26 protein-coding genes and 1 riboswitch are annotated in these 25,804 nt (G+C 73.6%); of the genes, 14 read left to right on the forward strand and 12 right to left on the reverse strand.

Going from position 1 to position 25,804, the window contains the following annotated elements:
* Positions 1-11: 11 nt before the first annotated feature.
* Positions 12-1,205, forward strand: a complete 1,194-nt coding sequence (locus QCD68_RS08155) for an acyl-CoA dehydrogenase family protein (protein ID WP_301222651.1) — start codon at positions 12-14, stop codon at positions 1,203-1,205.
* A gap of 50 nt (positions 1,206-1,255) precedes the next feature.
* Here QCD68_RS08155 and QCD68_RS08160 read toward each other — a convergent pair whose 3' ends face one another.
* The 4 genes from QCD68_RS08160 to QCD68_RS08175 form a co-directional block, all read right to left on the reverse strand.
* On the reverse strand, positions 1,256-3,346 hold the full coding sequence (locus QCD68_RS08160) for a S9 family peptidase (RefSeq protein ID WP_301222652.1): 2,091 nt from the start codon (positions 3,344-3,346) through the stop codon (positions 1,256-1,258).
* Between the two features lie 87 nt (positions 3,347-3,433).
* Complete coding sequence (locus tag QCD68_RS08165; protein ID WP_301222653.1) at positions 3,434-4,312, reverse strand: patatin-like phospholipase family protein; 879 nt, start codon at positions 4,310-4,312, stop codon at positions 3,434-3,436.
* Positions 4,313-4,551: 239 nt separating this feature from the next.
* Positions 4,552-5,580 (reverse strand): NADPH:quinone reductase, encoded by a 1,029-nt coding sequence (locus tag QCD68_RS08170; protein WP_301222654.1) that lies wholly within the window; start codon positions 5,578-5,580, stop codon positions 4,552-4,554.
* A gap of 49 nt (positions 5,581-5,629) precedes the next feature.
* Complete coding sequence (locus tag QCD68_RS08175; protein WP_301222655.1) at positions 5,630-5,995, reverse strand: winged helix-turn-helix transcriptional regulator; 366 nt, start codon at positions 5,993-5,995, stop codon at positions 5,630-5,632.
* Positions 5,996-6,139: 144 nt separating this feature from the next.
* Between QCD68_RS08175 and QCD68_RS08180 the strand changes: the two genes are divergently transcribed.
* Entirely contained in the window at positions 6,140-6,787 is a 648-nt protein-coding gene (locus QCD68_RS08180; protein WP_181439266.1) for an NAD(P)-dependent oxidoreductase, read from the forward strand.
* On the opposite strand, the gene QCD68_RS08185 is transcribed toward QCD68_RS08180, so the two are convergent.
* Complete coding sequence (locus QCD68_RS08185; protein ID WP_301222656.1) at positions 6,781-8,274, reverse strand: MFS transporter; 1,494 nt, start codon at positions 8,272-8,274, stop codon at positions 6,781-6,783. The two genes, QCD68_RS08180 and QCD68_RS08185, sit on opposite strands and share 7 nt — an antisense overlap.
* Before the next feature lie 123 nt (positions 8,275-8,397).
* Here QCD68_RS08185 and QCD68_RS08190 point away from each other — a divergent pair, with 123 nt between their 5' ends.
* Positions 8,398-9,255, forward strand: coding sequence for a LysR substrate-binding domain-containing protein (locus QCD68_RS08190; protein WP_204608201.1), 858 nt, complete (start codon positions 8,398-8,400; stop codon positions 9,253-9,255).
* Between the two features lie 70 nt (positions 9,256-9,325).
* Positions 9,326-9,868, forward strand: coding sequence for a hypothetical protein (locus QCD68_RS08195; protein ID WP_301222657.1), 543 nt, complete (start codon positions 9,326-9,328; stop codon positions 9,866-9,868).
* A gap of 22 nt (positions 9,869-9,890) precedes the next feature.
* On the opposite strand, the gene QCD68_RS08200 is transcribed toward QCD68_RS08195, so the two are convergent.
* Together QCD68_RS08200 and QCD68_RS08205 are read right to left on the reverse strand one after the other, a co-directional pair.
* Entirely contained in the window at positions 9,891-11,681 is a 1,791-nt protein-coding gene (locus tag QCD68_RS08200; RefSeq protein WP_301222658.1) for a hypothetical protein, read from the reverse strand.
* A 104-nt stretch (positions 11,682-11,785) separates the two neighbouring features.
* Entirely contained in the window at positions 11,786-12,433 is a 648-nt protein-coding gene (locus QCD68_RS08205; protein WP_301222659.1) for an NADPH-dependent F420 reductase, read from the reverse strand.
* A gap of 94 nt (positions 12,434-12,527) precedes the next feature.
* On the opposite strand from QCD68_RS08205, the gene QCD68_RS08210 reads away from it, so the two are divergent.
* The 4 genes from QCD68_RS08210 to QCD68_RS08225 all read left to right on the forward strand — a co-directional run bounded on the left by QCD68_RS08210 (position 12,528) and on the right by QCD68_RS08225 (position 14,498).
* Positions 12,528-12,824: a GNAT family N-acetyltransferase gene (locus QCD68_RS08210; protein ID WP_301222660.1), complete on the forward strand. Its 297-nt coding sequence runs from the start codon at positions 12,528-12,530 to the stop codon at positions 12,822-12,824.
* A gap of 17 nt (positions 12,825-12,841) precedes the next feature.
* Entirely contained in the window at positions 12,842-13,303 is a 462-nt protein-coding gene (locus tag QCD68_RS08215; protein ID WP_301222661.1) for a VOC family protein, read from the forward strand.
* A gap of 168 nt (positions 13,304-13,471) precedes the next feature.
* On the forward strand, positions 13,472-13,948 hold the full coding sequence (locus QCD68_RS08220) for a MarR family winged helix-turn-helix transcriptional regulator (RefSeq protein WP_221851623.1): 477 nt from the start codon (positions 13,472-13,474) through the stop codon (positions 13,946-13,948).
* A 10-nt stretch (positions 13,949-13,958) separates the two neighbouring features.
* The gene (locus QCD68_RS08225; protein ID WP_301222662.1) at positions 13,959-14,498 is read left to right on the forward strand and encodes a metallophosphoesterase family protein; all 540 of its coding nucleotides are present in this window, start codon (positions 13,959-13,961) and stop codon (positions 14,496-14,498) included.
* A gap of 38 nt (positions 14,499-14,536) precedes the next feature.
* On the opposite strand, the gene thiD is transcribed toward QCD68_RS08225, so the two are convergent.
* The 3 genes from thiD to thiM form a co-directional block, all read right to left on the reverse strand.
* Complete coding sequence (gene thiD, locus QCD68_RS08230) at positions 14,537-16,042, reverse strand: bifunctional hydroxymethylpyrimidine kinase/phosphomethylpyrimidine kinase (RefSeq protein WP_301222663.1); 1,506 nt, start codon at positions 16,040-16,042, stop codon at positions 14,537-14,539.
* Positions 16,039-16,704 carry a thiamine phosphate synthase gene (thiE, locus tag QCD68_RS08235; RefSeq protein WP_301222664.1) on the reverse strand — a complete coding sequence of 222 codons (666 nt, stop codon included), beginning with the start codon at positions 16,702-16,704 and terminating at the stop codon, positions 16,039-16,041. The genes thiD and thiE overlap by 4 nt, the downstream gene beginning before the upstream one ends.
* On the reverse strand, positions 16,704-17,567 hold the full coding sequence (gene thiM, locus QCD68_RS08240; protein WP_301222665.1) for a hydroxyethylthiazole kinase: 864 nt from the start codon (positions 17,565-17,567) through the stop codon (positions 16,704-16,706). Before thiM ends, thiE begins: the two co-directional genes overlap by 1 nt.
* Positions 17,556-17,652: riboswitch (TPP riboswitch) on the reverse strand. (Overlaps the previous gene by 12 nt.)
* Before the next feature lie 67 nt (positions 17,653-17,719).
* Between thiM and QCD68_RS08245 the strand changes: the two genes are divergently transcribed.
* From QCD68_RS08245 to QCD68_RS08255, 3 genes are all read left to right on the forward strand, one after another.
* Positions 17,720-18,667, forward strand: coding sequence for an NUDIX domain-containing protein (locus QCD68_RS08245; protein WP_301222666.1), 948 nt, complete (start codon positions 17,720-17,722; stop codon positions 18,665-18,667).
* Between the two features lie 188 nt (positions 18,668-18,855).
* Positions 18,856-19,602 (forward strand): phosphotransferase enzyme family protein, encoded by a 747-nt coding sequence (locus tag QCD68_RS08250; RefSeq protein WP_301222667.1) that lies wholly within the window; start codon positions 18,856-18,858, stop codon positions 19,600-19,602.
* Between the two features lie 110 nt (positions 19,603-19,712).
* Positions 19,713-20,654 (forward strand): DnaJ domain-containing protein, encoded by a 942-nt coding sequence (locus QCD68_RS08255; RefSeq protein ID WP_111075052.1) that lies wholly within the window; start codon positions 19,713-19,715, stop codon positions 20,652-20,654.
* A gap of 24 nt (positions 20,655-20,678) precedes the next feature.
* Here QCD68_RS08255 and QCD68_RS08260 read toward each other — a convergent pair whose 3' ends face one another.
* The gene (locus QCD68_RS08260; protein WP_111075053.1) at positions 20,679-21,041 is read right to left on the reverse strand and encodes an RNA-binding S4 domain-containing protein; all 363 of its coding nucleotides are present in this window, start codon (positions 21,039-21,041) and stop codon (positions 20,679-20,681) included.
* An 89-nt stretch (positions 21,042-21,130) separates the two neighbouring features.
* Between QCD68_RS08260 and QCD68_RS08265 the strand changes: the two genes are divergently transcribed.
* Positions 21,131-21,424: a hypothetical protein gene (locus tag QCD68_RS08265; RefSeq protein WP_301222668.1), complete on the forward strand. Its 294-nt coding sequence runs from the start codon at positions 21,131-21,133 to the stop codon at positions 21,422-21,424.
* Positions 21,425-21,501: 77 nt separating this feature from the next.
* Positions 21,502-22,674 (forward strand): hypothetical protein, encoded by a 1,173-nt coding sequence (locus tag QCD68_RS08270; protein WP_301222669.1) that lies wholly within the window; start codon positions 21,502-21,504, stop codon positions 22,672-22,674.
* 147 nt (positions 22,675-22,821) lie between these two features.
* Here the strand turns inward: QCD68_RS08270 and QCD68_RS08275 are convergent, their stop codons facing one another.
* On the reverse strand, positions 22,822-24,414 hold the full coding sequence (locus QCD68_RS08275) for a S1C family serine protease (RefSeq protein WP_301222670.1): 1,593 nt from the start codon (positions 24,412-24,414) through the stop codon (positions 22,822-22,824).
* 187 nt (positions 24,415-24,601) lie between these two features.
* Here QCD68_RS08275 and QCD68_RS08280 point away from each other — a divergent pair, with 187 nt between their 5' ends.
* On the forward strand, positions 24,602-25,636 hold the full coding sequence (locus QCD68_RS08280) for a FecCD family ABC transporter permease (RefSeq protein ID WP_301222671.1): 1,035 nt from the start codon (positions 24,602-24,604) through the stop codon (positions 25,634-25,636).
* Positions 25,637-25,804 lie beyond the last annotated feature (168 nt).

A 25,804-nucleotide genomic window follows, 5' to 3' on the forward strand; every position in this document is an offset into this window, starting at 1 on the left:
TCGTTGGGTCCATGTCAATGACCGCCGCGCAGACACCCCTGCTGGAATCCGACTTCTACCGGTTCCAGGAGCAGCTGACCGACCAGGAACGCGACTCCCTGGGGAAGCTCCGCGAGTACCTCGAGCGCGACGTCGCGCCGATCGCTGACCAGTACTGGGCCCGCGCCGAGTTCCCGAAGCAGGTCATCGCACCGCTCGCCGAACTCGGCATGTACGGCCCGGGCATCCCGCTGGTCCGCCAGTTCGAGAACTCCGCCGTGTACCGCGGCTGGGCTGCGCTCGAGCTCGGCCGCATCGACGCCGGGGTCTCGACCTTCATCGGCGTGCAGTCCGGCCTCGCCATGAACTCCATCGCGGTCGCCGGCAGCGACGAGCAGCAGCGCGAGTGGCTGCCCCGGATGGCCTCCGGCGAGATCGTCGGAGCGTTCGGTCTGACCGAACCGCTGTCCGGCAGCGACTCAGCCCGCGGCCTCCGGACCACCGCCCGACGCGAGGGCGACACCTGGGTGCTCAACGGGTCGAAGCGGTGGATCGGCAACGCCACGTTCGCCGACGTGATCGTCATCTGGGCGAAGGACGAGGCGGACAACCAGGTGAAGGGCTTCCTCGTGACGTCGGACACCCCGGGGTTCACCGCGACGAAGATCGAGGACAAGATCGCCCTCCGGTCCGTGCAGAACGCCGACATCACGCTCGAGGACGTCCGCGTCCCGGAGGGCCGTCGGCTGCAGCACGCCGACTCGTTCCGCTCGACCGCGACCGTCCTGCGCCTGACCCGCACCGAGGTCGCCTGGCAGGCGGTCGGGATCTCGATCGGGGCCTACGAGGCAGCGCTCCGGTACGCGCAGGAGCGCGTGCAGTTCGGCAAGCCGATCGCCTCGCACCAGCTGATCCAGGACCTGCTCGTCAAGTCGCTCATGAACATCACCGCGTCGATCGCGCTCTGCACCCAGGCATCGGCGCTGCAGGACCAGGGAGTGGGTGGCGACGAGCACTCGGCGATGGCCAAGGCATTCGCCACGACGAAGATGCGCGAGACCGTCGGCTGGTGCCGCGAGGTGCAGGGCGGCAACGGCATCGTGCTCGACAAGGGTGTCGCGCGGTTCTTCGCCGACGCCGAGGCCATCTACTCGTACGAGGGGACGCGTGAGGTCAACACGCTCATCGTCGGTCGCGCGGTGACGGGCCAGGGCGCATTCGTCTGACCCGCTGAGGCAGCCGTCGCTCGGAAGCCCGGGCGACGGCTGCCTCCGCCTCAGCCGAGCAGCTCCGGCCGCTCCCAGTCCTGCCCGAGCACGTGCTGCCCGAGGAACGCGAACACCGTCTGGTACCAGAGCTTCGCGTGCTGGGGCTGCAGCACCCAGTGGTTCTCGTTCGGGAAGTACAGGAACCGGTGCGGCATCCGACCGTCGACGTCCGCATGGTGTTCAGCGAGCTCGGACCACAGTCGCAGTCCCTCGCCGATCGGCACGCGGTAGTCGTGGTCCCCGTGCACCACGAGCATCGGCGTCCGGATGTCCCCGACGAAGCGGTGCGGGTCGTTCGCCGCCAGACCGTCGGCGTCGAAGATCGACTGCCAGTAGTGCGCGGCGTCGGTCGTGCCGGCGAACTGGTCGAGTGCCCAGAGGCTGGCGTGGGTGACGATCGCGTCGAACCGGTCGGTGTGCCCGGCGACCCAGTTCGCCATGTAGCCGCCGAACGAGCCGCCCATCGCCGCCGTGCGGGTCTCGTCGATGTCGTCCCGCGCGACGACCGCGTCGGTGATCGCCATCAGGTCCGTGTACGGCGCCTGGCCCCAGGCGTTCCAGCCGCGGTTGACGAAGTCCAAGCCGTAGCCGGTCGACAGCGCCGGGTCGGGCAGCAGCACGGCGTACCCCTGCGCCGCCGCGACCATCGGCGTCCACCGCCACGACCACTGGTTGAAGGAGTTCAGCGGGCCACCGTGGATCCAGAGCAGCAGCGGGTGCGCGGGCCCCGTGGCCGCGGTGTCGTCGGGCAGGACCAGCCAGCCGCGGACACGCGTGCCGTCGGCCGCGGTGGTCTCGACCTCTTCCAGGCGTCCGGGGACCTCCGGCAGGGGAGCGGGCGTCGCCAGGACGTGCACCGTCCCGTCGGCGTCGATCCGGACCGGGTGCAGCGGTGCCGCCCAGGAGGCCCGCAGGGCCACCACGACGCCGCTCTCGGCCGCCACGCGCAGGCTCGAGTACGCCCAGTCGTCGTGCGTCAGCTGTTCGACGGGGGCACCGTCGAGCGGCAGGCGGAACACCGGCGCCCGGCCGTCCTGATCGGCCGTCGCCAGCAGTGCCCGGTCCCCGTGCTCGAAGACCAGCTGGCTCGGCCAGCGGTCCCAGTCTGTGGCGATCCGCCGGGCACCGGTGCCGTCGATGCTCGCCGTCCAGACCTCTTGCTGGTTCGCGCCGGCCGGGGTCGAGCGGACGGTCCGCATCCAGGCGATCGTCCGACCGTCCGAGCTGAGCGCGGGCATCTCGTGGTCGACGCCCGGGTCGTCGAAGAGCACGGTCCGCGTCCCCGTCTCGAGGTCGATCGTCACGAGGACGAACCGGTGCCCGCGCGCCTCGTGCACGCCCACCGAGGCGAGCAGGGTGCGTCCGTCGGGAGTCAGCGCGCCGTCGACGGCGTCGAGCGTGCGGCCCGGCTGTGGTGTGGCGTCGGTCGGCTTCGGCAGGTGTGCCGGGTAGCGGGGCTCCTGCGGCTCGCCGGCACCGGCACCGTCGTCGGCGTCCCCGTCGCTGCCCTGCGCTTCCCGCAGCGCGTCCAGGTCGACCCGCAGCACGTGCGGCTCGTCCGGCCCCAGGTCGTGGTCCCAGTACCGGATCGGGTACGACTCGTGCAGGATTGCCCGGACCTTCTGGTCGTCCCGCCGCTTCCGGAGGGCGGCATCGCGGTCGACATCCCCGTCGGCCGCGGGCAGCAGGGGCGCCGTGACCGCCAGCACGTCCGATGTCGACGCAGCACCGAGGACACTGCCGACACCGCCAGCCAGCCGGGTGACCGGGCGCGCGTCCCCACCGGCAGCCGGCAGGAGCCAGAGCTGCGCGGGGGTGCCGTCCTTCCCCGACTCGGTGTCCGGCCGGCCGGAGACGAACAGCAGGTCGCCGTGCCGGGTGAACGCGGCCGCGGACTCGCCCGTCGCCGAGCGGGTCAACCGTTTCGCGGCACCGTCGCCGGAGGTCGGGACCGCCCACACCGACTTCTTGTAGGTGGTGCCGTCCGCGTCGAGCGTGCTCACCGTCACGGCCGCACGTTCGCCGTCGGGGCTCAGCACGAGCCCGTCGACACGGGGCAGCGCGAGGAACTGGTCGAGGTCCGAGAACGGTGTCGTCATGCCGTCACGCTACCGACCACACAGCCCCCGGCACAGGGCTCAGACCGGCTCTGTGGAGAACCCGACAGAACCCACAGGCACTGTCCGTCACGCCCAGAACGCGGCGACCCGCTCTGCGACTTGCCCCGCCTGCGCCCGCCCGGCCTCAGCCGAGGGCCGCTGCGTCGACAGCGCCAGCGAGTTCGTCCCGAAGGCGCGGGTCGACGTCTCGTCCGCGACCACGACCTCCACCTGCGACCCGGCATCGCGGAGCGCGGCGACGGACCGGTCGAGCCACGGTCCGAGCGGCGACGGCCCCTCCGGGCTGCACGCGATCACGAGGACCCGCTCGTACCCGGCCGCGACGTCCGCGTTGGTCGCCGATCGCACCCCGCCGTCGACGTACGGGTGTCCGTCGATGCGCACCGGCGACCAGACGATCGGCACCGAGCAGCTCGCGGCGACGGCACGTTCCAGAGGCACGCCGTCCTCGGCGCGGAACACCCGGAAGGACCCGTCGACCGCGTCGACCGTGGTCACCGCGTAGTGCTTCGCCGGCCACTCGGCGCTCGGCAGCAACTGCCGGAAGGTCGCGACACGCTCGTCGTCGCTCTGGCCGGTGGTGACCTCCTGCGCCGCAGCACCGACCCGCGCGCGGGCGTCCTGCTCCGAGGTCGCGCCCTGCATCGCGGCGCCGAAGCGCTGCTCGACCTCGGAGACGTCCACGGCGGCGGGCTCCTCGTAGGTCGTCGGCAGAGGGGTCGTCTGCTGCGCGTAGGCGTCCTGCACCGCGCCGGCCCGCAGGAACGCGCCCACCACGCTGCCCGCACTCGTGCCGACCACCAGGTCAGCGGCGCCGAGGTCGACCCCGGCGTCCTCGAGCGCGGACAGGACACCGAGCTCCCAGGCGATGCCGGCGACCCCGCCGCCTCCGAGGACGATCGCGCGGGTTCCGGGCGTGGGAGTGGGCTCTGCAACATCGGTCATGTGTCCTGCATACCAAGTCCGGTGATGAACGCGCACCACGCCGGGCCGGCGGACCCCGCCACGAGCCGGTCGGGAGGCGCGGATCGCCCCCGCCCCGCGCCTCCCGTCCGTCGCTGGGTCGCGCACAACGGAAACCGGCTCGCGCCGCGGTTTCCCGTGGTTCGACCCGGTTCCTGTTGTGCTGCGCCGAAGCGCGCCGCGCCAGCGCGCCCGCGCCGCGCCAGCGCGCCGCGCCCCCGCTACTCGGCCGCGACGTCGATGAGCACCTTGCCGACCGCGTCGCCCTGCACGGCGTCGTGCGCGGCCGCGGTCTCCTCGAGCGGGAAGCGCAGCAGCGGCAGGCCCGCCTCCTCGCCGACCGGCAGGACACCGTCGCGCAGTGCTGCGGTGACGTCCTCGGCAGCGGCCGCCAGGGCAGCGTCGCCGATCGTGTAGAGCAGCAGGAACTGGTACCGGGCGTTGATGCTCATGTTCGGCCGGACCGGGATCGACGCCGCGTCGCCACCGTTGTCGGCGTACATCGAGACGACACCGTGGTTCGCCAGCACGGCCGCGTCCAGGGCGGCGTTCGCGGGGATCGACACCTCGACGACGATGTGCACGCCGTCCGGGGCGATCGCGCGGATCTGGTCGGCGGCGTCGTCCTCGCGGTAGTTGACGGTGTGGTGGGCGCCGGCCGCGGTGGCGAGGGCTGCCTTGTCGTCGGAGCTGATCGTCGCGATGACGGTCGCGCCGGCCCACCGTGCCAACTGGATGGCGGCGTGGCCGACGGCACCCGCGCCTCCCGCGACGAGCACGGTGCGACCGGTCAGCGCGCCGGGGGAGAGTCGGGCGGGACCGTCCTCGTGCACGGTCAGGGCGCGGTGGGCGGTCATCGCGGGGACGCCGAGCGAGGCGCCGACATCGAACGAGACGCCCTCGGGCAGCGGAGCGACGCGAGTGGCGGGGACGACGGTGTACTCCTGCGCGGTGCCGGTCGGGCGGGAGGCCGCGGCCATGAACAGCCAGACGTGGTCGCCGACCGACAGCCCCTCGACCCCGGGGCCGACCGCGTCGACGATGCCGGCGCCGTCCTGGTTCGGGGTGATCTCCGGGAACGGCAGGCCGTCGCCGTAGGTCCCGCCCTGCCGGGCCTTCCAGTCGGTGGGGTTGACGCCGGAGACGACCACGCGGACGCGGACCTCGCCGTCACCGGGCTCGGAGACCGGACGGTCGGCGAGGGAGAGGACGGCGGACGTTCCGGGCTGGGAGTAGACGATGGATCGCATGTCTCCACGCAACCACCGGCGGGCGGTCGCGATTCCAGGAGGGACGGGTTCAGCCGCGCGCGTCGTACCCCGAGCGGGCCTCGGTGACGCCGTCCATGTGGTCGATCGCCCACTGTTCGAGCGGCACGAGGACCGTGCGGAGGGACCGTCCGGTGTCGGTGAGTTCGTACTCCACGTGCGGCGGGATCTCGGGGAACACCGTCCGGGTGACCAGCCCGTCGCGTTCCAGGGCACGGAGGGTCTGCGTGAGCATCTTCTGCGACACGCCCTGTACCCGGGTGGCGATCGCCGAGTAGCGGCGGGGCCCGTCCGCCAGGGCGCCGATCGTCAGGACGCTCCAGCGGTCCCCGATCCGGTCGAGGAGCTGCCGGGAGGGGCAGTCCGCCGCGTAGGGGCTGTACTCGAGCGCGCTCATGGTGGCCTTCCGTCGGACACGACCCGCGACGCGCCCGGGCGGGGCACGCACCACGAGGTGCCTACTTACCGAAAGAGAGTAACACCCGTACAGTGAGTGACACGGCGCGTGACCGCGTCGGAACCGTCACACGAAGGAGCTCGCATGTCCACCATCGTCGTCTTCGGAGGCACCGGCTACGCCGGCTCCGCCATCGTCCGTGAAGCCCTCTCCCGCGGCCACGAGGTCGTCGCCGTCGCGCGCGACACCTCCAAGCTCGACGCCGCCGAGCACCTCACGCTCGCCCAGGGCGACGCGTTCGACGCCGGTTTCGTGTCCGACGTGACCAAGGGCGCCGATGTCGTCATCGTGTCCCTGCACGCGGTCCAGTCCGACGGCAGCGAGCTGAAGGACAAGTTCCAGCACTTCGTCGACGCCGCCGAGGCTGCGGGTGCGCGTCTCGGCATCGTCGGTGGCGCCGGCTCGATGCTCGTCGCCGAGGGCGGCCCGGCCCTGTACGACACCCCCGACTTCCCGGACGCCTTCAAGGGCGAGGCGAAGAGCCACGGCCAGATCCTCGAGGCCCTGCGCGCCGGCGACACCTCGGTCGACTGGTTCTACGTCAGCCCCGCCGCGGCCTTCGGCGGCTACAACCCGGGCGAGCGTCGCGGCACCTACCGCTCCTCGGACGACGTCCTGCTCGCCGATGCCGAGGGCAACTCCGACATCTCGGGCGCCGACTACGCGATCGCCGTCGTCGACGAGATCGAGCAGCCGAAGCACCACCAGGCGCGTTTCGGCGTGGCCTACTGAGCCGACCGGCTCACGTCACCGCATGACGGACGGGGGGGGGGCGGGGCGCGGGGGGGCGGGGGCGCCCCCGCGCGGGGGGATGTTTGGGGGGGGGGGGGGGCTTTTTTTTCTATCGTCCCACCGCGGGCCCCGCCGGGGCCGCGCGCCTCCCGTCGGTCATGTCTTTGGTTGCCGACGATGGCCGGCAGGGGCAGGTGGTGGCGCATGCGCACCTCGAGGTGCAGGCCACCCCGCCGCGCCAGGACGAGCGCGGTGACCGCCGCGGCCGCGGCCGGGACGCCGCCGGCGACCATCATCCCGACGTGCGCCCCGAAGTGGTCGACGACCTGGCCCATCAGCGGGCCGCCGATCGCCTGTCCGCCCAGGAGCACGAGGACGTAGAGCGACATCACCCGGCCGCGGATGGCGACGTTCGAGGACAGCTGCACCAGTGAGTTCGACGCCGTCTGGAAGAGCAGCTGGGACAACCCGACCACGACCAGCAGGACCGTGAACGGCGCGATCGTCGGGGTCGTCCCGGCGACCACGAGCAGGACCCCGGTCCAGAACACCCCGCCGACGATCGTGCGCAGCCGCACCACCGCGCGCCGGGTGGAGAGGACCGCGCCGGTCAATGCGCCGACGGCGACCGCGGAGTTGAACAGGCCGTACCCGCCCGCGCCGACGTCGTAGACCTTCGACGCGAAGGCGGAGAGCAGCACCGGCATCGTCAACGCGAACACCGAGAAGAACGCCACCAGGATCACCGGCACGATGATCGTCGGCTTCGCGGCGGCGTAGCGGAGGCCCTCCATGAGCTGCCCCTTCGACCGCGGGGCCGGCGGCGTGCGGTGCAGTTCGGAGACGCGGAGGAACCCGAGCGTCACGACCACGGCGACACAGGCGATCGCGTTGATGCCGAACGACCACCCGGCGCCGACGGCGACGAGCAGGATGCCGGACAGTGCGGGGCCGATCATGCCGCCGAGCTGGAACACCGACGAGTTGACGCTGATCGCGTTCCGCAGGTGCTGGTGTCCGACGATCTCGGTGACGAACACCTGCCGCGCCGGGTTGTCGATGACGGTGACCATGCCGACCAGGAACGCGATCACCCAGATGTGCCACGCCTGCACCACCCCGGCCAGGGTCAGCACCGCGAGCAGCAGCGAGAGCACCGCGAAGGCACCCTGCGTGATCATCATCAGCGCCCGCTTCGAGTAGCGGTCGACGAACACCCCGCCGAGCAGCCCGAACAGCAGCATCGGTGCGAACTGGCACGCGACCGTGATGCCGACCTGTGCGACCGACCCGGTGAGCTGCAGCACGAGCCAGTCCTGGGCGATGCGCTGCATCCACCCGGCGGTCATCGCGACGAGGTTGGTGGCGGTGAACAGCCGGAAGTTCGGCACGGACAGGGCGATGAAGGACCGGCGCCACGGCGGGCGGACGGTGCTGATCGGGAGCGGCTCGGTGGGCGGGTGGATGGTCGTCGGTGACGATCGCACGGTGCGGGGGACTCCGGCTGTCGAGGATGGGAACGGTACCCAACCGAAACTAACCCCTCGGTGGCCATTCGATCCTCCTATGATCGGCATCACTCCATTGCGATGTCGAATGAGGTGGCCGTCGTGCTCGATCCCGTCCTGCTCCAGACCTTCCTGGCCGTCGCCGAGACCGGGAGCTTCACGCAGGCCGGTGTGCAGCTCGGCATCAGCCAGCCGACGGTGTCCCAGCACGTCCGCCGGCTCGAGTCGACGGTCTCGCGGACCCTCGTCGCCCGGGACACCCGCGGGGTCCGCCTGACCGACAACGGCGACGCGATGGCCGGGTTCGCGCGGACGATCCTCGCCGCCCACGCCACGGCCGACGCGTACTTCTCCGGCGTTGCTGCTCGAGGGCGCCTCCGGTTCGGCGCGGCCGACGACCTGGCGATCACGCAGTTGCCGCGCATCCTCCGTGACTTCCGGAAGCTGCACCCGCAGGTCGACCTCGAGCTGACGGTGAACCAGTCCGCACCGCTGCTCCGCCGAGTGCACGCCGGGCAGCTCGACCTCGTGTTCATCAAGCGCACCGCGGGGGAGTCCGCCGAAGGGACCCGGGTCGCCTCGGACCAGATGGTCTGGATGGCGCAGGACGGCATCGCGCTGGAAGTCGACGACCCGGTGCCGCTGATCGCCTACCAGGCACCGAGCATCAGTCGGCAGATGGCGATCGACGCGCTGGAAGCCGCCGGCCGCACCTGGCGGATCACCTGCAACACCCGCGACGTCAACGGAGTCCTCGCAGCCGTCCGTGCCGGCATCGGGGTCGCGGTGTTCCCGCACTCGCTGATCCCGGCGGACCTGGTGAAGGTGTCGCAGCGGCTGTCGTTGCCGGACCTGCCGGCGGTCGACTACGTCCTGATCGCCAACCCGACCGTGCAGCGCGAGCCGATCGAGGCCCTGACGAACGCGATCCTGTCGCGCGGGGTCGTCCGCGCCGTCTGACTGTCGGCCTTCCCCGTCGGACGCCCGGTATGCCAGCATGTCGGTCTCGACGATGCAGGAGGGACCCCAGATGTACGCAGACGCCGCCACGTCCGCCTGGCCACCGGAGATGCTCATCACCGAGGAACGACGCGAGCACTCGCTGTGCATGCTGCTCTTCCTCGAGTCGACATCGGCGAGTGCGGCCGGGTGGTCCGGAGCAGATCGGAGCAGTTGGCTCGCGGCGTGGTCGGCGTCGATCGCGGCGCTCGTCACGCGGCCGGACGGCTGGGAAGAGGACTTCGAGTTCCTCCGGCAGGCGAGCGCGTGGGCTGAGCACCTCGCGGAGCACCTGGAGGACGCCGTCCTCGATGACGCCCTCGCGGACGCCTACGGCACCTGGCTCGAGGCTGCGGCTCCGAGCGATGCTGAGGTCACCTACGACGACCGGGTGCTCGATGACCTGGTCGCCGCATGGCGCGTCGGGCTGCGGACCCTGGTGGTCCTCCCGACCTCGGGCACGATGGCCGTGCGGCTCTCGGCGTCGACGCTCCTGCTGTCGATGCCGGTGCGCAGTGACGTCGAGCACTTCCGCTCGGCGCTCCGGATGTTCGCGACGGACCGGTCGGGCTGACCAGCCGAGCGGCGTTCGGTGGTCAGGGCGCGATCGTCGGGACGGTCCCGGTGCCGGTGATGTCCGGCAGCGGTGCGCCGAGCGCCGAGGCGACCGCCCACAGCAGCACGAGGGTGCCGACCGTGCCGAGCACCGCACTGAGCAGGGCGACGGGCCGCTGCCACGTGGTCAGCGGGTTCCGCATGGTCACGACGGACACCAGGACCGCGAGCAGTCCGAGGACCACGCCGACCGCGTGCACGGTCGCGGGAGCGGTGAACCACCAGGCGGCCAGTCCGATCATCCCGAGGCCGGCGATCGCACCCAGGACAGCGCCCTGCGTCGGCCCGAGCGACCGGGCGGGTCGTGCGGTCCGGCCCGGGGTGGGCTGCGCACCGGCCGGGAGGCGCGCCTCACCCTCCGTCACGGCCGTCGCGACGGTCGGGACCTCCGCTGGTGCCGGGAGCGGGACGGCGGTCGAGCGGCGCTTCGGCGGCTCCTCGACGGTGCGGCGGGACCCGAACAGCCGGCGGCCGGTCGTGCCGCGTCCGCGAGCGTTCCGGTGCTCTCGGGCCGGTGTGGGTCCGGCGACCGCAGCGGGGTCGACGGCCGTGGTGTCGGCGCTGCCGGAGACGGCCGGGATGACCGGCGGCAGGACCGGAGCGAGGGGCGGGACAGAGGGGGTGCTGACGGCCGGGTCCAGGCGGGCGGACTGCGCGACACCGGTGGGTGCCGACGCGCCGATGATCGCGTCGAACGTCGGGGCAGCCGTGGCGGCCGTGGCGGCCGGCGGGACGACCCGGGCCTGCTGTCGGGCGAAGCGTGCGGGCGTGCGGTAGCCGATCGGGCCGACCGGCTCGGGCTCACCACCCTCGACGACGACGTGCTCGAGCCCCGGCACCGAGAACCGCGGCTGACCGGCCGCCGGTACGACGGGGACGGCCGGCGTGGGCGGCAGAGCGGGGCCGGACGCGGACCAAGCGGTGTCACTCCCACCGAGGGCGGGCGCGCCGACGGTCGGCAGCCAGGACCCGGACGGCACCGGAGTCTCCGGGTGGGCCGGGGGCGCTGCTTCCGCAGCCGCCGGAACCCCGGACTGCGGTGTGTACCAGTTGGCGGGTGCACCGGGTGTGGCGGAGTCGACGGGGCTGAGCGGTGGGCGCTGGACTTCCGCGGCGGGCACATCGGTCCCGGGCGCGACGGGCATCGCCATGCCGGCTGCACCGGCGCCACGACGTCCGGTCGGCGCTTGCTGCCCGGCACCGTGCTGCCCGGCACCGTGTCGGCCGACCGCGGAGCTGCCCGCCGGGACCGTGGTGACGGTCACGCCGCTGCCGGGTGCGTTGACGGTGGGCGCACTGACGACGGGAGCGCTGACGACGGGAGGGCTGGAGACCGGGGCGAAGGGGATCGTGTCGACGTTCGGGGACGTCGGGGCCGGCGGCAGCAGCTCCTGCGCCGGCGGGTAGTCGGGGGCGACCGCGTTCGGGTCTAGGGCCGGCGTGGCGGAGGTGCGGAGCGCCTCCAGACCGACTGCGTCGACCGCGAGGGCCGCGCCGACCGCCGGCGCTGAGCCGACCGAGGGGACTGCGCCGATCGCGGGGACTGCGCCGGCGGAGGGAACCGCCCCGGCGGAGGGAACTGCCCCGACCGCGGGGAGCGCACGGGCGACGGGGCGGCCGCTGACCTCCACGCTGCCGACGGTGGGGGCGACCCCGGCGCTCGCCGCAGTCGGTGCCGCCACCACGGGGCGGGCGTCCTCCGGCGGAGCGGTGACCCATGCGGGTACCGCCCGGCGGGGTCGCTCGGACTCGGGCATGCGATGAGACGCCACGGCCGCTGTTCCTCTCCCTGGATTGATCCATCGTCAGTTCTACCGGGGAGGAACAGCGGCCGAGAGCCCCAGTCAGAGGGGGTCGAGCGCGGGGTGCGTCGACGTCACATGTCGCGGTAGCGCTTCGCGGCGGCGAGGGCCTCGCGGAGCTCATCGACGGTCAGGCGCGGGCCGTAGCCGGGGGTGTCGCGCTGGATGCGCCATCCCTCGGCGAGGGCGCCGGCGTCGACGGTGTCGAAGCCGAACTCGTCGATCAGGTCGGCGACGGTCGTCTTGGCGGTGGCGTCGTCACCGGCGATCACGAGGGCGCGGCGGTCCGGGGTGCCGGCGGGGGTGGCGTGCTCGGTGAGGTGGTCCGCGCCGATGTGGTTGAAGGCCTTGACGACGTGGGCGCCGACCAGGTGGTCCTGCAGCATCTCGGCCGTGGTGGTGGTCTCCTCGTCGAGGGCAGCGATCTGGCCGTCGCGCTGGGGGTAGTAGTTGTTCGTGTCGATGACGACCTTGCCGACGAGCGGCTCGACGGGGATCGTGTCGATGGCGCCGAGCGGCACGGTGACGACGACGATCTCGCCCTGGGTGGCGGCGTCCTCGCGGGTGCCGGCGGTGGCGTGCTCACCGAGCTCGGTGACGAGGTCGGTGAGGGTCTCCGGTCCGCGTGAGTTCGCGATCACGACCTGGTGGCCGTGCTGCACCGCGAGACGTGCGAGCTGGGATCCGATGTTGCCTGCTCCGATGATTCCGATGGTTGTCATGCACGGTGCAACACGAGCGCCGCCGGGGCATTCCGTCTGGCGTTCCCCGGAGTGCGGTGGCACCGGACCCTGAACGGCGGTGCAGGATGGCGGCATGACACACGAGTTCCGGAACGAGGCCGACCGAGACCGGTATGCCATGTACGTCGACGGGGCCCTCGTGAGCGTGCTCGACTACCGCGTCAACGGTGACGCGATCGCCTTCCCGCACACGTACACGGTGCCGGCACACCGCGGCCACGGGTACGCGGGCGAACTCGTGGAACACGCCGTGTCCGACGTCGAGACGGCGTCGTCGAAGCGCATCGTCCCGATGTGCTGGTTCGTCAGCCAGTGGTTCGACGAGCACCCCGAGAAGAACGACCTCCTCAGCCGCGGCGTCGCGGACTGACCCACCGAGAGACCGCCATGCCCCGCATCGTCCCCTTCCTCTGGTTCGACGACCAGGCCCAGCACGCCACCGAGTACTACACGGAGCTGTTCCCCGACTCACGGATCGACGGCGTCGGCCGCGGTCCGGACGGCTCGGTGCTCGTGGTCGAGTTCACCCTGATGGGCCAGCCGTACCGGGCGATGAACGGCGGCCCCGGGCACCCGTTCACCGACGCGCTCTCGCTGCAGGTCGACGTCGACACGCAGGAGGAACTGGACCGGATCTGGGACGCCCTGATCGCCGAGGGCGGGCACCCGGTGGCCTGCGGCTGGCTGGTCGACCGCTGGGGCCTGTCGTGGCAGGTCACCCCGTCGATGATGGGGGAGCTGATGGCAGCCGGCGGCGACCACGCGGCGGCCACCCGGGTCTACGAGGCGATGCGGGACATGGTCAAGCTCGACATCGCCGCGCTCCGGGCGGCGGGCGCTCCGGCCTGAGCCCGCCCGCGGGTCACATGTCCCCTCTTCGGCGGACCCCCGGTTATCGTGGGGCGACACCGTCGGCGGAGGGGCCCGTGTCAGCGATGCGGGGACCGCCACGCATCACCGCGCCCTGACCAGGGGCGACCGACCTCCGGCCGACGCCGGACGACAGACTGGAACACCATGGCCGACCCGAGGGGCCCCGGGATCCGCGAAGCGGACATCGGACGGGCGTACACCGAGCTCTCCCGCATCACCCGCCGTGCGAGCGTCCGCGCCCGCGGCACCGACGACGTGCTGAGCATCGTGGACCAGTCGCTGGTCGACTTCGTCGTCCAGCACCCCGGGTGCATGGCGATCGACATCGCCCGCTACCTGCGCCTGAACCGGTCGACGATCTCGCGGCAGCTGTCCGGGCTGCTGGTCGCGGGACTGGTCCGCACGGTCGACGGCGGTTCCGGCAACGCGAAGCCGCTCGAGGCGACCGACGCCGGCCGTGCGGCGCTGGCCCGGTCCGTGCAGCTGCACCGGGACGCCCTGGTCGAACGGTTGGCGGAGTGGTCCGACGACGACGTGGCACTGCTCGCCGGCATGCTCGAACGGCTCGGCGCCGCCGACGAGGTCGACCTGCCGATGCCGAGCCGCGACCCCGGCGAGTGACGGCGACCCCGTGAGCACCACGCTCGTCCTGTTGTCGGACACGCACCTGCCGAAGCGGGCGAAGGACCTGCCGGCCGAGCTGTGGGCCGACATCGACGCCGCCGACCTGGTCGTGCACGCCGGCGACTGGGTGGACCTGGCGACGGTCGACCTGCTCCGGGCCCGCTCCCGCGACCTGCTCGCCGTCCGCGGCAACAACGACCTGGGCTTCGAGGACCACCTGCCCCTGGTCGCCACCCGCCGTATCGGGTCGCTGCGCTTCGCCGTCGTGCACGAGACCGGACCGGCGACCGGGCGCGAACGTCGGGCCGAGGCGGACCACCCAGACGTCGACGTCCTGGTCTTCGGCCACTCGCACATCCCCTGGGACTCCACGGCGCCGAACGGCTTGCGTCTGCTCAACCCCGGCTCGCCGACGGACCGCCGACGACAGCCCGACCACACGTGGATGCGCTGCGAGGTCGACGGGTCGGACCTGACGGTCACGCTGGTCCGGCGGGCCCCCGGCGCGGACGGCATCCGCCTGGTCGCGTCCCCGGAAGCGTCCTGACTCCCGTCGGTTCGACCGGGAGGCCCGTCCCGCCGCCGTCAGACCGGCTCGCCCAACTGCTCCGGCATCCGGAAGAACGCGAGCTCCTGCGCCACCGACTGCCGGAACGCGCGCGCCATCCGCCCCCGCAGCTCGGGGTCGGCCCGCCGCGCGAGCTCCTCGACGAGCTCCGTGGCCCGCGCGCTCGAGGCCGCGAACCCCGGGTCCCCGTACGCCGTGATCCAGTCGGCGAACGGGTGCCCGACCGGTGCTGTCCCGAGCCGCTCCCCGACCCAGGCGTAGACCCGGAAGCAGGGCAGCACCGCGGCCGCGAGCACGCTGACGTCCCCGGTGCCGGTGCCGGCACCCTGCCGTGCCGCGTCGGCCAGGTGTGCCAGGTACCCGGCGCACACCGGGTGCACCGGGTCGTCGGCGTGCGATCCGGCGAGCCGACGGTGGTGCAGGTCGCGGGCCTCGGCGGCGCAGCCCTCGCTGGCGGTCCTCCAGAACGCGGCGGCCTCCCCGGTGGACCCGGCAGCGATCGTGGCGAGGTGCTGTTCGTACGCCCGCAGGTAGTGGACGTCCTGCGCCAGGTAGCCCGCGAACACCTCGGGGTCGAGCGTGCCGTCGGCCAGGCCCCGGAGGAACCGGCAGTCCAGCGTCTCGTCAAGCACCTCTGCTGCTTCGATCCACCAGGCGTCCGTCCAGCGTGGTGTCGGCAGGGCCGCCCGGACGAGGGCGTTGTGGTCGATCGGCCCGTGACCGCGGCCGACCTGCAGCGCGTCGGCACCGCGGAGGGCGGCCGTCAGCCAGGTCTTCGCCGACCCGACCGCCAGCTCCCAGTCGCCGTGCCGGGCGACGAGGGTGGCGATCGCACTCGACAGGGAGCACCCGGTGCCGTGCGTGTTCGTCGTCGCGACCCGGGGGCCGGTGAACACCCGGACGGTGCCGTCCGGGGAGACCAGGGCGTCGTCCGAGCTCGGCCCGTCGTCGTGGCCGCCCTTCGCGAGCACTCGGACGTCCCACCGGCGGGCGACGGCACGAGCAGCGTCGATGCCGTCGGTCGTGGTGCCGTCGGTCGGCGCCGCGCCCGCCAGCTGGGCGAGGACCCGCAGTTCGTCGCGGTTCGGCGTGACCAGGTCGGCGAGGGCGAACAACTCCGTCATCGCGGACTCGGCATCCGCGTCGAGCAGCCGGTCGCCGCTCGTCGCCACCATCACCGGGTCGACCACCACCCACGCCGGCCGGTGTGCCCGGAGCCAGTCGACGACGACCCGCACCACCTCGGCCGTCCCGAGCATCCCGGTCTTCACCGCGTCGATCATCACGTCGTCCGACACCGCGTCGAGCTGCTGCCGGAGGAACACCGCGTCGGGGACGTGCACCGACCGGACCCCGACGGTGTCCTGCGCGACCAGGGCCGTGACGACCGCCATGCCGTACCCGTCGTGCGCCGCGATCGACTTGAGGTCCGCCTGCACCCCGGCACCACCCGTCGGGTCCGTGCCGGCGATGCTGAGCACCCGCGGCAGCGGCGCAACCGGAACACTTGCGCTCCCGCTCACCGTCCCGCTCCGTCCCACGCCGCCACGAACGCCCGAGCGGCAGCGCCCGGGTCCGGCGCCGCACAGATCCCCGACACGACGGCGACCCCCGCGGCGCCCGCCTGCCGCAGTGGTCCGACGTCGTCGAGCGTCACTCCACCGATGCCGACGCACGGCACGGTCGTCGTCGCCGCGAGCCGTCCGAACCCGGCGACGCCGAGCGCCGGCGGGTGGTCCGGCTTCGTGCTCGTCGGGTGCACCACCCCGACCCCGAGCAGGTCGACCGACCCGGCGGGCATCGTCGCGACCTCCACCAGGTGCCGCGTCGTGTTCGCCGTCAGCCCGACGTGGGCGTCCGGGCCGAGCAGCGCACGGGCGGCGCTCGCCGGGACGTCCGACTGGCCGAGGTGCACACCGGCCACCCGGTGTCCCGCATGCCATGCCGCCAGGGCGACGTCGAGCCGGTCGTCCACGACCACCAGCGCCCGGTCGCCCACCGCATCGGCCACGGCGGCGGTCAGCGCCAGCAGGTCACGAGCCGACGCGGTCTTGTCACGCACCTGCACGATCCGCACCCCGGCACCGACCGCGGCCCGGACCACGCCGAGCACCCCGTGCCCGTGCCGGTCCGCCAGCGCGGAGTCGGTCACCAGGTAGACGCCGAAGTCGTCCGTACCGGGCATCAGGCGGCCCCGCCGACGCTGACCGCCGCAGCCGACGTGTCGGCGGTGATCCGGGCCTCCCGGACGACGTCCTCCGGCGTCAGCGATGCGAGCCGGTCGAGGAACAGCGGCTGGAAGGTACCGGGACCTCCGGCGTCCCGCGCGGCCAGCTCGGCGGCGATCGTGTGCACCGCCGTCGCGGCGACGGACGCGTCCAACGGACTGCCGGGGGAGACCGCCGCGAAGGCCGCCACGACCGCGCCGAGCGCGCACCCGCCGCCTGTGATCCGGGTGAGCAGCTCCGTACCGTTCGCGACCCGCACCAGCCCGCTCGGCGCCACCAGCAGGTCGACCGGACCCGAGACGGCGACGGCCCCGACCGTGTCGGCCCGGACGGCCGCGACCGCGGCGTCGTGCGCGTCCTCCGTCCCGACGGTGCTGTCGACACCACGACCGCCCGCCGAGGCACCGAGGACCGCGAGCACCTCCGACGCGTTCCCGCGGAGGACCGTGGGCCGGAGCGCGAGCAGGTCACGCGCCAACGCGGTCCGGACCGGCAACGACCCCACCGCCACCGGGTCGAGGACCCACGGCGTCCCCGCGACCACGGCGGCGGCCGCGGCTTCGAGCGAGGCGACGCGCGGCTCGGCGTGCGGGGTGCCGGTGTTGACGAGCAGTCCGTCCGCGACGCCGGCGAACGGCCCCGCCTCGGTCGGCACGTCGACCATCGCGGCCGACGCCCCCAGCGCGAGCAGCACGTTCGCGGTGACGTTCTGCACCACCGTGTTCGTGATGCACTGCACCAGCGGCGCCCGGGTGCGGACGGCCTCCAGCAGGTCGGCGGTTCGGTGGGCCCAGTCGATCGTGGGCGCAGCGTTCTCCATGGACGATCCCTTCGCGAGTACGAGCTCGAGCAGGTTCGACGGGTGTGATCTCAGCCGCTCGGATGCGGCACCCCGTGTCTCGGACGACACCGTACACGCATCGGCACCGACGTCCAGGGGCTCCTGACGGACGTTTGTGGAAGGGTGGACACGTGGACGACGAACGACGGACCGCGACCCCTGCCGGACCGCCGCCCGGACCCCCCTCCGGCCCCCGCGACCCGGGCGATGCCTGGGCGTACGGCGAGGACGGTACCAAGGCCTGGGGCCGCTTCGGCGCCGCCGGCCTGCTCGTCGACGACGGACACGGCCGCGTCCTGCTGCAGCACCGCGTCGAGTGGAGCCACCACGGCGACACCTGGGGCATCCCCGGCGGTGCCCGCCACCAGCACGAGGACCCCGTCACCGCCGCCCTCCGCGAGTCCGCCGAGGAAGCCGGCGTCCCCGACGACGCCGTCGACCTCCGCCACACCGCCGTCCTCGACCTCGGGTTCTGGACGTACACGACCGTCGTGGGGCGCGCCTCCCGGCCCTTCGAACCCGTGATGGCCGACCGCGAGAGCCTCGCCCTGGCCTGGGTCCCCGTCCCCGACGTCGACACGCTCGACCTGCACCCCGGCTTCGGCCGCTCCTGGGCAGCCCTGAGCGCCACCCTCGACCGCACCCCGCACGTCGTCGTCGACGCCGCCAACGTCGTCGGCAGCGTCCCCGACGGCTGGTGGAAGGACCGCGCCGGCGCCGCCACCCGACTCGTGGAGCAGGTCCGCGCGCTCGCCGCGGCCGGCGTCCCCGCGACCGCGCTCGACCTGCCGTCGACCGCCTGGTGGCCGCGCTGGACCGTCGTGCTCGAGGGGGAGGCCCGCAGCGCCACCACGGAGCCGGTACCGTCCGCCCCGCGGCCGGGTCTGCCGCCGGTGACGATCGACCGGGCAGCGGCCTCCGGTGACGACGCCGTCGTCGCCGCGGTCGAGGCAGCCGTCGCCGCGGGGGACGCACCGGTCGTCGTGGTGACCGCCGACCGTGGCCTGCGGGACCGGGTGCAGGTGCTCGGTGCCGACGTCCGCGGCCCGGGCTGGTTGCGGGAGCTGCTGCCGGACTGACGTCGACCGGTCAGACTCCGATCCGTCCCTGGCCGGCCCGCTCCTGGCCGGCCTGCTCCTGTCCGGACTGCGCCTTCCGTCTCGCCGACGGCGCGCCGATCGGATGGTCGCCGGTCGGCCGACCCGAGCGTCCGCTCCTGCCACTACAGTGGCGAGCACGTCGACGACGACGCTCAGGAGGTTCCCCCATGGAACGGATCACCAAGGCCGACGACCGGGTGCACCGGCCTGCCGGGCCGTGGACCCCCACCGTGCACCGCTTGCTGACGCACCTGCACGAGCAGGGCTTCGTCGCGGCCCCCGCCCCGATCGCCCTCGGCGCACAGCTCGAGACCGTGACGTTCGTCCCCGGTGAGGCGGGCGAGTACCCCTGGACCGCGGACGTCGCGAGCGAAGCCGCCCTCGTCACGACCGCACGCCTGCTGCGGCAGTTCCACGACGCTGCCGCCTCGTTCCCGCGTGACGACACGACCGACGTCTGGTCGCAGGCCGAGCGGCTGCCGGTCGAGACCATCGTGCACGGCGACTTCGCCCCGTACAACGTCGTCTACGACGGCATCGCGGCGGTCGGCGTGATCGACTTCGACACGGCGCACCCCGGCCCGCGGGTCTGGGACGTCGCCAGTGCCGTGTACCGCTTCGCCCCCTTCACCAGCAGTGCCGACGAGGGCGGGCCCGTGCCCGAGTTCGCCGACCGGGTGACCCGTGCCGCCGAGTTCTGCCGCGCCTACGGCCTGGACGCCCGCTCCCGCAGCGTGCTCGTCGAGACGATGACGTCGAGCCTGGTGGCCCTCGTCACGACGATCGACACCGAGGCGGCGGCGGGCAACCCGAAGTTCGTCAGCGACCTGGCCCACGGGCACGCGGAGCTCTACCGCGCCGACGTCGCCTGGCTCGAGGAGCACGGGGACGCGATCACGGCAGCGCTGGTCTGACCACTCCGGGGTGGTCAGGCCGCACCGGCGTCGTCGGTCGGCTCTGCTCAGCAGCCGCCCAGCCCGCTCGCGGCGGACACCGACCCCGTGTCGGGTAGCGTTCCAGGGCCATGACCGACAGCCCGGCCGACGCCACCCCGTACGAAGTCCTCGGCGTCCCCGCGAGCGCCGACGACGAGACCCTCCGCCGTGCCTACCGTCGAGCCGCGCGCGAGAGCCACCCCGACCTCGGCGGCGACGCGCAGCACTTCCGCCGGGTACAGGTCGCGTGGGAGCTGATCGGCACCCCGGCCGCCCGCCGCGCCTACGACACCGGCGCGGTCCGTCCCGGCTCGTCGTCCGCGCCGTCCGGGTCGGCGGCCTGGAGGAGCGGTGCCGGTCGCGACGACTACGCACCGCCCACAGCGCGTCGCGACTCCCGCCCGCGAGCCCGGTCGCACGGCCACCCCGGCGGTCGGTCGCGCGAGGTCTTCCTGGCAGCCGAGCGCGAGTGGGTCGGACTCGGCGACCCGATCGAGGACCCCTACGACCCCGCCCTGGTCCGCTCCGCACCGCGGTCCGTCCGCCGGCTGCTCGGCGAGGCACTGGCCGAGGAAGCGACCGCTGCGATCATCGCCGACATGGGCATCGGCGTGACGGTGTGGCACGACCTGGACGCCGGCGCCGAGGGCAAGCTCGACCACGCCGTCCTCACCCCGACCGGGCTCTGGGCCGTCGAGTCCATCGACTGGGGCGGTCCGGTGCTGATCGAACACGGCGAGGTCGTCGGCGAGACGCTCGAGCCGGGGGAGCGCCCGGTCAAGGAACTCGTCCGCGCCGCCCGTGCCGTGCAGAAGCAGACCCGGGTGCGCTTCACCGGGCGGCTGCTCGTCGTGCCGGACTCCGCGGTGGACGAGGACGTCGAACTCATCGGCACGCCCCGGAAGCCCACGGCGCTGATCGTCCGACGGAGTGCGCTCGTGCAGGTGCTCGCCGGCAACTGGTCGCCCGAGGGCTCGGTCGACGTCTTCGCGATCCGCGACCGCCTGCAGCAGACCGTCCGCTTCGTCTGAGCCGTGTGGTCGGCGGGACGCCGGTCAGTACCCGCGGAGCTTCTCGAGGTCGCGGCGCTCCCGCTTGCTCGGACGCCCGGCGCCGCGCTCGCGGATCGGGACGAAGCCGGCCTCCTCGGGAGGGAGCCGGGGTGGGGTGTTGTCCTCGAGGTGCTTCGCCGCCTCGGTCGCACCGACGCGCTTGAGGATGATGCTCTTCACGACGACGATCCGGTCGAACCCGGCCTGGCGCACCCGGACCTCGTCCCCGGGGCCGACCGGCTGCGACGGCTTCGCCCGCTCGCCGTTGACCTTGACGTGCCCGGCCTTGCACGCCGTCGTCGCGGCGGACCGGGTCTTGGTGATCCGGACCGCCCAGATCCAGCTGTCCACCCGGGCCTTGTCCATCCGGCCACCCTAGCCGCGGCGGTCGGACGGACCCCGGGCCGTCGCCAGCAGGCATCCCCGCCGCCGACCGGCCGCCGTACCCTCGAGGCATGTCCGCCGCCGAACGCGATCCCGCCGCCGCTCCCTCGCAGGCCGAGATCGCCCGCGCGCAGGCCCTCGCCGTGCTCGACGCGGCGACGCTCGGCGACCGGCTGGTCGTCCGGGCGCACGACAGCGACGGTGACGGCGCACGCGACGCCCTCGGCGACCTCACCGACCGCACCCCGGAGACGGTGACCGTCGCCACCCGCCGCGGACCCGTCACCGTCCGTCGCGCCGACGTCGTCGCCGCGAAGCCGGTCCCGCCGCCCCCGCCACCCCGACCGCGCCGGACGGCCGGCTGATCCCGCCGGCCCGGTGATCCGCCCCGTCCCGGCGAGCCGCTGACCCGAGGCCGCGGGCCCGCACGTAGCCTCGCAGCATGCTCGTCCCCGACCCACCCGCCGCCGCTGCCGGGCAGACCGAGGACAGCACCGCCCGCGTCCGCTTCGTCCGCCCGTCCGGTTGGCGCACCGAGGAGGCCGCCGGCGCCGACCTCCGGGTCCGCGGCGACGACGTCGTCCTCACCGTCCGTTCCCGTCCGAGCGACCGCGCGATCGGCGACGAGAACGCCTCGCTGCTCGAGCGGCTGCCGGGCTCGGTCGACGGGCTGCTCCTGGTGGGCTGTGACGTCTGGACCACGGCCGGCGCCCCCGCACGTCTGGTGGAGTACGTCCGTCCCGACGAGGAGGGCGACGTCGCCGGCGCGCACCTGCTGCTCGTCACGGGGCGGCACCGCGTGGACCTGACGATCGAACGGCCCCTCGCCCGGATGACCGCCACGGACGACGTCGTCTTCGCCGTCCTCGACTCGGTCCGGGTCCTCGACCGGGTCACCGCGAGCGGGTCGCGCAGCCTCGAACCGCTGCCGGTGCTGCTCAGCGGATCGACCCTGACCGGGCCGTCGCTCGGTGCCGAGGCCGTCTCGACCCTGCAGAACCTCGCCGGCCGCCGCTGGAACCCCGCGCTCCTCCGCACCGACGGTGGGCGGGAACTCGTCGCCGCCGACCTGGTCGGCCGCTTCGGGACGGTCCCGCCGGACACCGCGGCCGTCCTCGCCCCCTGGGCCGCGGGGGTGCAGCCGACCACGCTCGACCAGCACGACGACGACGGGCGGGTGACGCGCCTCCAGGCCTGGTCCGGCACCGTCGTCGACACCGGTGCCGACGGCCGGTCCGTGGTCGCGTCCGTCCCGCCGGAACGGGTTGTCGGACTGCTGGCCGGGAGGCTCGGCATCCGCCCGACGTGGACCTGGCCGTTCCGCACGGCGGTCCTGCCCGGCGACCTGCTCGACCGACGCCTGGCTGGCGGCGAGTCGACGCCCGACCTGCCCGCTGCCGTGGCCGCGGACGACCCGACCCTGGCCGCGTTCTGGGCGGCCCCGTGGACGGTCTCGGCGCTCGTGCGCCCCGGTCGGACCCGGCCGCTCGTCGTGGTCTCGGCCGAGGGGATCGGCTTCGCCCGGGTCGGCCGGACCGAGGGCGGCACCACGGCCTTCGCGGCGGAGGCGTCGGCGAACGTCTACCGGACGCTCGTCCGCGCGCTGCTCGGCTGAGCGACCCGGACCTCCTGCCGGTCGGACGACCCCGGACAGCACGATGCCCGCGCCGTGGGGCGCGGGCATCGTGCGGGGGAGTCCGTGTCGTGGACAGACCGGTGCTGTCGGTGGAGTCGGGACGTGATGTCTGGTCAGGCCGTCGGGTCAGGCTGCGGGGCCGGCGGTCAGGGTGACGGTGACGGTCTTCGCGGTGCCGTCGCTCGTCGTGTAGCCGATCGAGACCCGGTCGCCGACGTCGTGGCCGCTGATCGTCTTCGTCAGCTGGTCCGAGCTCGTCACCGCGGTGCCGTCGACGCTGGTGATCGTGTCGCCCGCGGCCAGTCCGGCGCTCGCGGCCCCGGAGCCCTCGACGGTGCCGGCGATCGGCACCCCGCTGGTCGTGCCGGTCGCGGTGCTGCTGATCTGCACCCCGAGGAACGCCGGCAGCCCGATCGTGATCGTGCCCGACGAGTCGCCCGCCAGGATCTTGTCCGCGATCGACTTCGCCGTGCTGATCGGGATCGCGAACCCGGTGACGTCGGCCGTCCCCGAGGACGCGGCGGTCGCCATGCCGACGACCTCACCCTCGCTGTCGAGCACCGGGCCGCCGGAGTCGCCCGAGACGACCTGCGCCGCCAGCTGCAGCAGCCCGGTCAGGGACTCGGTGCCGGTGCCGGACTCGCTCTGCACCTGGATGTCCTGGTCGGTGGCGGTCACGGTGCCCGTCGCCGCCACCAGGTCACCGGTGCCCTCGGCGTTGCCGACGTCGGTGATCGCGTCACCGGTCGAGGCGCCGCCGTCGTCGTCGAGCGTGACGGTCGACAGCCCGGAAGCGCCCCGCAGCTTGAGGACCGCGACGTCGTTCGTCGCGTCCGCACCGACGACGTCGGCGGTGTACTGCTTGCCGGTCGTCTCGTCGGTGACCTCGATCGACGTCGCGCCCTGGATGACGTGGTTGTTCGTCAGGATCGTGCCGTCGGACGTCAGGACCATGCCGGTGCCGGCCGCCTGCTGCGACTGGTCGTAGCCGATCACGGTGTCGATCGTGACGACGCCCTTCTTCTGCGCCGCGGTCGCCGGGGTGGCGGCGGACTCGGAGGTGCTGCCGGTACCGGTGCCGTTGGTGCCGGTGCCCGAGCCCTCGGTGCCCGAGCCGTCGGTGCCCTGGCCCGGGACGGTGAAGCCGTTCGTGCCGCTGCCGTCACCCGTCGAGCCCGAGCCGGTGCCGGAGCCGGTGCCCGGGGTCGTGGTCGTGCCCTGCGACGAGCCCTGGCTGGACGTCGTCGTGGTGTGCACTGACGACAGCCCGAGCGCGGTGCCACCGGCAGCACCGACGATCGCGAGCGCCGCGATGCCCGAGCCGATCGCCAGCGCCAGCTTGCGGGAGCGTCGGTTCGTCCCCGGCGCGGTGCCGAACGCCCCGGTCCAGCCCTGCGGCGCGGCACCGTACTGCGCGGCACCGTACTGCGCGGCGCCGTACTGCCCGCCGTACTGGGCGCCGGTCGGGCCGCCCTGCTGCGTCCCGCCGAGTGCCGGGCTGCCGACCAGGTACGGACCGCGCCCGTCGGGGGAGTACGCGTACGGACCGGAGCCGTCGGGTCCGTACAGGTACGGACCGGAACCGTCGAAGGCGTAGGCGGGACGCAGGGACACCCGGTCCGCGTGCGGCGCCTCCCACGAGGGCAGCTGCTCCTGCCGCTGGGCCTGCTCCGGCTCGCGACGCTCGTCGTCCGGCATGGGGTTCGGGGTCTCGTTCATCGGTGCTCTCCGGTCGTTCCTCGCGGCCCGGTCGGCCGTCGATGGATGTCAGTACAGGCCCCGTTCCCATGACGACCCTATGAACGGACCATGGTGGTGCCGAGCAGCTGCTCGACGCTTGCCGACAGCGACGCCACTGCCCCTCGGAACCGCGCCGGGAGCATCCATTAGGCTCGCCTCACTTCCCATGCGATCCCGATCCGTCGCGCCTCCGGCGCCCGCTCCCGTGTCCCGGTTGGTGCTCGCCACCGTCCTCGCGGTCGTCGTGCTCGCCGTCGCGTGCGGCCTGAGCGTCGCCGTCGGGTCACGTCCGATCCCGCTCGGCGTCGTCGTCGACACGCTCCTGCACCCGGGGCGGACGGACGAGATCGGGCTCATCGTGCTCGGCAACCGCGTGCCCCGGACCGTCGTCGGGCTGCTCGCCGGCGCGGCCCTCGGTGTCGCCGGCGCCGTCATGCAGGGGATCACGCGGAACCCGCTGGCCGACCCGAGCATCCTCGGCGTGAACGCCGGCGCTGCCCTCGCGGTCGTCGTCGGCATCGCCGTGTTCGGCATCAGCGGGACCGCCACCTACCTGCCGTTCGCGTTCGCCGGCGCCGCGCTCGCCGCACTGCTCGTGTACGGCATCGCCGCCGTCGCCCGCGGCGGACTGACCCCGGTCGGGCTCGCCCTGTCCGGCGCCGTCACCGCCGCGGCACTGTCGTCCGTCACGACCGCGGTGCTCGTCACGAACGCCAGCCTGCTCGACCAGCTGCGCTTCTGGCAGGTCGGGGCCCTCGCTGGCAAGGACCTCCGCACCGCCGGCATCGTCGTGGCCCCGATCGTCGTCGGGCTCGTCATCGCCGTCGGACTCGGCCGTTCGCTCAACACCCTGGCGCTCGGCGACGAGCTGGCGGCGTCGCTCGGGCAGCGCGTGGTGCTCGTCCGGGCGGTCGGCGCGGTCGTCACCGTGCTGCTCGCCGGTTCCGCGGTGGCCGCCGCCGGACCGATCGCCTTCGTCGGGCTCGCCGTGCCGCACGCCGTCCGCCGACTGTCCGGACCCGACCACCGCTGGACGATCCTCCTGTCCGCCGTGGTCGCACCGGCGCTCCTGCTCGTCGCCGACGTCATCGGCCGGGTCGTCGCGTACCCGGGGGAGCTGCAGGTCGGCATCGTCACCGCGCTGATCGGCGCCCCGGTCTTCATCGCGCTCGTCCGCTCCCGGGTGGTGCGCGGACTGTGACGGCGACGACGACCCGGACGGACCAGCCTCGGCCGCGGGGGCCGGGGGGCCCCCCCCCCCCCGCCCCGGGGCGCGGGCGCCCCCCCCCCGCGGGGGGGGGCGGGGGGGGGCGCCCACGGCCTGCGCGTGCCTCCGGGAGTGGCAGGCGCGTGTCGTCGCTCCACGAGG

The organism is Curtobacterium sp. PsM8 (genome assembly GCF_030433875.1).
Taxonomy (GTDB): domain Bacteria; phylum Actinomycetota; class Actinomycetes; order Actinomycetales; family Microbacteriaceae; genus Curtobacterium.

Excerpts from the sequence above, each read along its gene's own strand:
- QCD68_RS08265 (WP_301222668.1), top strand. The coding sequence starts at position 21,131 with ATGTCCGCCGCCGAACGCGATCCCGCCGCCGCTCCCTCGCAGGCCGAG.
- QCD68_RS08155 (WP_301222651.1), top strand. The coding sequence starts at position 12 with ATGTCAATGACCGCCGCGCAGACACCCCTGCTGGAATCCGACTTCTAC.
- QCD68_RS08220 (WP_221851623.1), top strand. The coding sequence starts at position 13,472 with ATGGCCGACCCGAGGGGCCCCGGGATCCGCGAAGCGGACATCGGACGG.
- QCD68_RS08170 (WP_301222654.1), bottom strand. The coding sequence starts at position 5,580 with ATGCGATCCATCGTCTACTCCCAGCCCGGAACGTCCGCCGTCCTCTCC.
- QCD68_RS08215 (WP_301222661.1), top strand. The coding sequence starts at position 12,842 with ATGCCCCGCATCGTCCCCTTCCTCTGGTTCGACGACCAGGCCCAGCAC.
- QCD68_RS08255 (WP_111075052.1), top strand. The coding sequence starts at position 19,713 with ATGACCGACAGCCCGGCCGACGCCACCCCGTACGAAGTCCTCGGCGTC.
- QCD68_RS08260 (WP_111075053.1), bottom strand. The coding sequence starts at position 21,041 with ATGGACAAGGCCCGGGTGGACAGCTGGATCTGGGCGGTCCGGATCACC.
- QCD68_RS08275 (WP_301222670.1), bottom strand. The coding sequence starts at position 24,414 with ATGAACGAGACCCCGAACCCCATGCCGGACGACGAGCGTCGCGAGCCG.
- QCD68_RS08195 (WP_301222657.1), top strand. The coding sequence starts at position 9,326 with ATGTACGCAGACGCCGCCACGTCCGCCTGGCCACCGGAGATGCTCATC.
- QCD68_RS08175 (WP_301222655.1), bottom strand. The coding sequence starts at position 5,995 with ATGAGCGCGCTCGAGTACAGCCCCTACGCGGCGGACTGCCCCTCCCGG.
- QCD68_RS08165 (WP_301222653.1), bottom strand. The coding sequence starts at position 4,312 with ATGACCGATGTTGCAGAGCCCACTCCCACGCCCGGAACCCGCGCGATC.
- thiM (WP_301222665.1), bottom strand. The coding sequence starts at position 17,567 with ATGGAGAACGCTGCGCCCACGATCGACTGGGCCCACCGAACCGCCGAC.
- QCD68_RS08205 (WP_301222659.1), bottom strand. The coding sequence starts at position 12,433 with ATGACAACCATCGGAATCATCGGAGCAGGCAACATCGGATCCCAGCTC.
- QCD68_RS08210 (WP_301222660.1), top strand. The coding sequence starts at position 12,528 with ATGACACACGAGTTCCGGAACGAGGCCGACCGAGACCGGTATGCCATG.
- QCD68_RS08280 (WP_301222671.1), top strand. The coding sequence starts at position 24,602 with ATGCGATCCCGATCCGTCGCGCCTCCGGCGCCCGCTCCCGTGTCCCGG.
- thiE (WP_301222664.1), bottom strand. The coding sequence starts at position 16,704 with ATGCCCGGTACGGACGACTTCGGCGTCTACCTGGTGACCGACTCCGCG.
- QCD68_RS08270 (WP_301222669.1), top strand. The coding sequence starts at position 21,502 with ATGCTCGTCCCCGACCCACCCGCCGCCGCTGCCGGGCAGACCGAGGAC.
- QCD68_RS08160 (WP_301222652.1), bottom strand. The coding sequence starts at position 3,346 with ATGACGACACCGTTCTCGGACCTCGACCAGTTCCTCGCGCTGCCCCGT.
- QCD68_RS08180 (WP_181439266.1), top strand. The coding sequence starts at position 6,140 with ATGTCCACCATCGTCGTCTTCGGAGGCACCGGCTACGCCGGCTCCGCC.
- QCD68_RS08250 (WP_301222667.1), top strand. The coding sequence starts at position 18,856 with ATGGAACGGATCACCAAGGCCGACGACCGGGTGCACCGGCCTGCCGGG.